This window comes from Leuconostoc sp. (assembly GCF_965300815.1).
In genome coordinates, this window is record NZ_CBDKZH010000168.1 from 1 (window position 1) to 1,916 (window position 1,916).

The window sequence follows — 1,916 nt, forward strand, 5'->3', positions numbered from 1 at the left end:
CCCCAAACCAACTGGCATGCCTGTTGCAATGACTTGGACCTGACCGCCGACCGTGTTGGCATCGCGTTTTGTTTTATCAATCACGTCACGAATCGCCGCATCAGCTGCAGCGTCAAGGGCGCGGGTTTCAAAGCTTTCCGTGACCTCACGTAAAGCTTGTAAGTCATGATACTGGGTTAACTGGCTCAAATCAGATTTAGCTGGCCCAACATTGACCACAAAACCATGGACATCCACGCCTATTTCAGCCAATAGTTTCTTGGCTACGGCACCGACCGCCACGCGCATGGTCGTTTCTCGGGCAGAAGAACGTTCCAATACGTTGCGCAAATCATCATGGTGGCGGTATTTGATCCCCCCCACCAAATCAGCATGACCTGGTCTTGGTCGCAATACTTTCCGGAGCGTATTTTCCGGTGTAGCCGGCGTGTTAGGCGCCATAATTTTTGACCAGTTATTGTGATCATCATTGTGCACATTTAAAGTGATTGGTGAACCAAGCGTGTACTGATGCCGCACCCCTGTTAAAAAAGTGACCGTGTCTGTTTCAATCTTTTGACGCTCACCCCGACCATACCCGCGTTGGCGCCGTGCAAGTTGTTCATTAATGTCTTCTTGGGTAAGATGTAAGCCGGCAGGAATCCCTTCAATCACAGCAATTTCTTCTGGGCCATGGCTTTCGCCAGCAGTTGTATATCTCATCGTCTTATTATATGTTGCGCCCACAGGCGCAATTCCTTTCAAATCAAATTGATGCCATAAATTCCGGCATGGCGGATAACGCTTTGGGCACAATAACAGGTTGCCCAACCTCAGCGAGCGCAACCAGGTTCAAAGTACCGGCATGATTTTTCTTATCATTAACCAATCGGTCAAAGAAGGCTGGTGTGCCTAGCAAATCAGAGGTAATTGGCAGACCAACTGCCGTTAATCGAGATTGTAATGCTGGGACAAGATCAACTGGCGAAACGCCGTCGCGCGCCATGCGTTCAGTCAACGCCATCATACCAATCGCCACTGCTTCACCATGTCGCAGATCCCCATGTGCCAGTAATTCAATCGCATGACCTAACGTGTGGCCAAAGTTGAGGAACTGCCGCTGCCCGGCTTCTTTTTCATCCGCCATCACGACCGCTGCTTTGTAAGCAATGGCGCGGGCTGATAATGCTTGCGCATGGGTGCGAATATCTGGGATGCTCCGAATCTTACCCGTCAAATCAAAAAATTCAGCTCCGGCTAACGCAGCCGTTTTCACCACTTCCGCATAGCCTTCCACTAAATCACGATCCGGCAAAGTAGCTAAGTAAGTCTGATCAACTAAGACCAAGTCAGGTTGATAAAAAGTGCCAGCAATATTTTTGGTTGCGCCTAAATTGACAGCAGTTTTACCACCAACTGATGAATCCACTTGCGCCGTCAACGAGGTTGCAATTTGAATATAGGCAATGCCACGCATATACAGTGATGCTACCACGCCAGCTAAATCACCAATCACGCCACCACCTAACGCCACCACCCCGTCACTGCGGGTAAATCCATGCTCGGCCAGGGCGCTTATTAGATCACCGGCAACTTGGAGCGATTTTGATTGTTCGCCAGCCGGCACTTCGAGTGGTAAAACATGAAAGCCGGCCGCTTCGAGTTGGCGTGTCGTATCGGCTAAATAAAGTGGCCCAACATGACTATCAGTAATTAGAGCGATTTGCCGTGGTGACCAAACGGCTGCGACTTCGTCGCCAATGCGCGTGTGGTTATTATCATCAATTTTAACGTCATAAGCCTGTTGGCTAACATTGACAGTTACAGTCGTCATGATCTTTCCTTTCTCACATGCCATATCATTGCGCCAATAAATCAGCTTGCACAACCTCACGCACCCGACGCGCTTTGTCCGCTAATGCGCTAAATTCTGCTGG

2 protein-coding genes are annotated in these 1,916 nt (G+C 49.5%); both read right to left on the reverse strand.

Features of this window, described 5'->3' with window-relative positions; translation table 11 throughout:
- Positions 1-702 (reverse strand): chorismate synthase (gene aroC / locus ACW12G_RS07725; protein ID WP_455647689.1); only part of this gene is annotated, 702 nt, incomplete at its 3' end.
- Between the two features lie 43 nt (positions 703-745).
- Positions 746-1,813, reverse strand: coding sequence for a 3-dehydroquinate synthase (aroB, locus tag ACW12G_RS07730; RefSeq protein ID WP_455647690.1), 1,068 nt, complete (start codon positions 1,811-1,813; stop codon positions 746-748).
- Positions 1,814-1,916: the final 103 nt, after the last annotated feature.

What these genes read in the sequence shown, in the direction of transcription:
- aroB (WP_455647690.1), bottom strand. Translation starts at nt 1,813, where the DNA reads ATGACGACTGTAACTGTCAATGTTAGCCAACAGGCTTATGACGTTAAA.